The sequence below is a fragment of the Mesorhizobium sp. M7A.F.Ca.CA.001.08.2.1 genome (genome assembly GCF_003998455.1).
Lineage (GTDB): Bacteria > Pseudomonadota > Alphaproteobacteria > Rhizobiales > Rhizobiaceae > Mesorhizobium > Mesorhizobium ciceri.
Map to the genome: position 1 here is coordinate 1 of NZ_RZPW01000668.1, position 3483 is coordinate 3483.

The window sequence follows — 3483 nt, forward strand, 5'->3', positions numbered from 1 at the left end:
AGCAAGTGTCGAGCGAAAACAGCGAAGCCGCGGGCGAAATCGCCAGGCTCAAGAGCGAACTGAACGATGCCCTAGCCGAAAAGAAGATCGCCGATGAAAGATTGTCCGCGCTGAGCCAGGAGAGCGAAAGCGACAAGATGAGTCTTTCCAAGGTGAACGCCAACCTTTCTCAGCTGACGCTGCAACAGGCGTCCGAACAGATACAGTTCGACGTGCAGAGGCAGGAGTGCGAGGACCTCAAGGCCGAAATCGCCTCGCTCAATGCCCGGATCAAGGAACTGCTGCCCTATGAGCGGCTCCACAAGGCCACCAATGGCAGGCCGCGCGAGGACGGCGTGGTCGAGATGGCCGGGGCGATGGCGAAGAAAGCACGGACGACGGGCAGGCGGCGCATGCGCAGAAATGTCGGCGCCGCCACCTGAAGCGTGTCGCGCCTGAAGGATTCAGGCGACCCGCTTCAGATCCTTCTTTTGTGCATGGGAGGCCGGCACCTCACCCGGAGAGTAAGTCCAATGGGGCACCGGCCAGGCGGATCGACAGGTCCGCCGCACAGGCAAGGTAGCGCGCCTCGGTCCCGCACGGCATTGGTGCGATCACGGAAGGTGCCAGCGGCAATTCCCCTGGCTTGTGATTCGAACCCTTGCGACGACCCGCCGGCCGGAGGCTGCAGACACGCCCAGGATAAGATCGCGGGCCGGCCCGGCGCCTTCTCAGTCGAGAGGTTCGTGCTGGTAAAGCTCGTCCATGCTGAGCGAGGCCAGGGCGCCGAAAGGGGCCTGCTTTTTCACGCGGCCGCCGCTCAGGATGACCACGTCGTCGCAGAACGAGATGGTGCTGTGGTGATGGCTGATGACGATGGTCGTGCGGCGGCCGGCTCTCGACTTCAGGGTCTCGACGATGGCCGCTTCCGACAGCCCGTCCACGGCATTGGTGGCCTCGTCCAGGATGAGGAGATCGGGATCGCGCACCAGGGCTCTCGCCAAGGCGATGCGCTGCCTCTGTCCCGCCGACAGATTGACGCCCCTGTAGCCAACCAGGGTCTCGTAGCCCTGAGGCAGCCTTTCGATGAATTCATGCGCTTCGGCCAGTCTCGCGGCGGCCTCGGCATCGCCGGCTGTCGCGGCATCCTGGCCGTAGATTATGTTTTCAAAAATGCTGCCGTCGACCAGTTCCAGTTCCTGGCTGGCCAGGGCGATGTGCCGGCGCCACTGGCTGGCGTCGATCCGGTCGAGCGGCGATCCATCGACGAGGATGCTGCCGGTGTCCGGTTCGACGAAGCGGCACAGGAGATTGACGATCGTCGTCTTGCCGGCGCCCGAGCGGCCGATCAGCGCCGTCGAGCGGCCACCGCGGATCTCGAATGCCGCCGCATGCAGCACAACCTCGCGCCGGTCCGTGCCGGAATAGGTGAATGTCACATCGTCGAACTTGATGCCTTGGCGCAGGCCGTGGAATGGCCCGTCGCCTTGCGGCGGTTGCGGCTTGCCTGTGGGATCCAGCAGCCAAGTCACCTCCTCAAGCGATCCGCTCAGGCCTTGCAGCTGGCTCCACGACCCCTGCAGGGCCCGCATATGCGGCTGCAGCCTGTAGAGCAGGATGACGAAGGCGATGATCAGCGGGAAACTCACCTGCGCCAGCCAGGCGCCGATCACCACCGCCAGGAACAGCATGGCGTGGAGAACCTCCGTCAGCGGCGGCAGCGCTCCCTGGCGCACGAGCAGCGCGAAGGAGGCGCGGCGAACCGCATCCGACGCCGTGTCGAATATCGCCTTTTCCCGGTTCTCCTGTCCGAAGATGCGGATCAGCCGTCCGGCATGCACAAGGTGAAGCATCTGCGAGGCGAGGTGGCCGTTGCGCGAGGCGACGCTGCGGCTTGGCTCCTTCAGATTGGCTGAGAGGACGGCGTGCGCGATCTGGACGAGCGCCAGTCCGAGCGTGACCAAAAGCGTCATGCGCCACGAAAGCAGCAGCAGGAAAGCCAGGAGGATGATGGCGGCCGATGCGCTGACGATGGCCGACAGCATGATCTGGATCGCATCGGAAGCCCGCCAGGATTCGTTGGAGATGATGTTGAGCAGGCGTCCGGGGCTCTGCCGCAGGAAGAACGGGTAGCCGACCCGCAACAGCTGCTCCGACAGGGCGCTGCGGATGGAATGGCTTGCCTTGCCGGAGATGAAGGTCGTCAGCAGCGTGTTGGCGAAGGCGAAGACGTTCTTCAGGATGATCGAGCCGAGGATGGCGGCCGAAATGACGATCAGCCGGTCGCGCTCGCTCAAGCCCGATCCGACGTGCTGGAGGACGGCGGAGAAGCCTGCCATTCCGGCGGCATCCCCGTGTCCCATGATGATGCCCAGCAACGGGATGATCAGGCCGATGCCGAACCCTTCGAGGACGGCGCTGACCAGGCCGAGAATCACCACCGCCGGAAGCAGGCGCAGTTGCCGCTTTCCGAACGCCCGGAACAGCATCGGCAGGTTTGGTGGCAGCATTGGCATTACAGCGTTTCACCTCGCCTGGGCATTGGCTTGTTGATCTTGGCGCACCGGTTCGGCTCGCGGCCGTCTGACCAGCAGGAGAACCGCGAACCTGGCCGCGCCGAGCAAATTCATGGCGACGATCGGCCAGTGCGGCAGGTTGAGTTCACGATCGAAGGCGGGTCCTCCCGCCAGTTCCCGGAAAGCCCCTCTTGCGGCCCAGTAGAAATGGCGAAGCAGCCAGGGCGCGTGGCGAACATGCTTCAGGCAGAGCCCGCCATTGCCCAGGCTGTAGTCGCGATGCAGCTTTTCGATGGCTTTGCGATCCCGCCGGCCGTGATGGTGGAAAATCGTCATGTCAGGCACATACTCGACCGCGATGCCGAGCAGCATCGCGCGCACGAGATAATCGGTATCCTCGGCCGACCGCAATGGTCCGCCGGCGCCGAAGCGTTCGTCGAAATAGCCGATGCGGGCCGCGACATCGCGGTGCATTGTCATGTTGCAGCCCAGCACGAAACCGCCGGGATGAACATCTGGCGTCAGCCGCTCGCGCGCCCACGACCGCTTGATGGTGAACGGCAAATCCCTGGCATCGCCAAGCTCGACACGTCCTCCCCGGATGAGCCATTGTTCCCCGGACGCATAGTGTCGCTCCAGATCGCGCAGATAGTCGCGATGGACCGCGCAGTCGTCGTCGACGAAGACCAGCACACGGCCGCGCGCGCGCCTCAGCCCGGCGTTGCGCGCAGCCGCCAATCCGGGGCGCGGCTCGCAAACGGGCGTGAACGGAATTTCCGACGCAGCCGCGATGCTGGCCAGGCGTTCGGCCGTGCGGTCGCTCGAACCGTTGTCGACGACCACGAGTTCGGCGGCGAAGCCGGCATGTGCGCGGCATGCGGCTTGCACCGACTTGATGCAGGCATCGAGCACGGCGACGCGGTTGCGCGTGCAGATGATGAAGCTGACTTCCGGCGCCGCTCGTTCCGGGCGGGGACCGGCCGGGGCG

General features: G+C 64.8%; 2 protein-coding genes and 1 pseudogene. 1 reads left to right on the top strand and 2 read right to left on the bottom strand.

The annotated features are described in order from the left end of the window. A pseudogene (locus EN914_RS28650) lies at positions 1-422 on the top strand (hypothetical protein); the annotation flags it as partial. A gap of 288 nt (positions 423-710) precedes the next feature. Here EN914_RS28650 and EN914_RS28655 read toward each other — a convergent pair. After that, positions 711-2495, bottom strand: a complete 1785-nt coding sequence (locus tag EN914_RS28655) for an ABC transporter ATP-binding protein (RefSeq protein ID WP_024501684.1) — start codon at positions 2493-2495, stop codon at positions 711-713. Positions 2496-2504: 9 nt separating this feature from the next. Beyond that, positions 2505-3483: glycosyltransferase family 2 protein (locus tag EN914_RS28660; protein WP_245497860.1), on the bottom strand; the 979-nt coding region annotated here is incomplete at its 5' end.

What these genes read in the sequence shown, in the direction of transcription:
- EN914_RS28655 (WP_024501684.1), bottom strand. Translation starts at nt 2,495, where the DNA reads ATGCCAATGCTGCCACCAAACCTGCCGATGCTGTTCCGGGCGTTCGGA.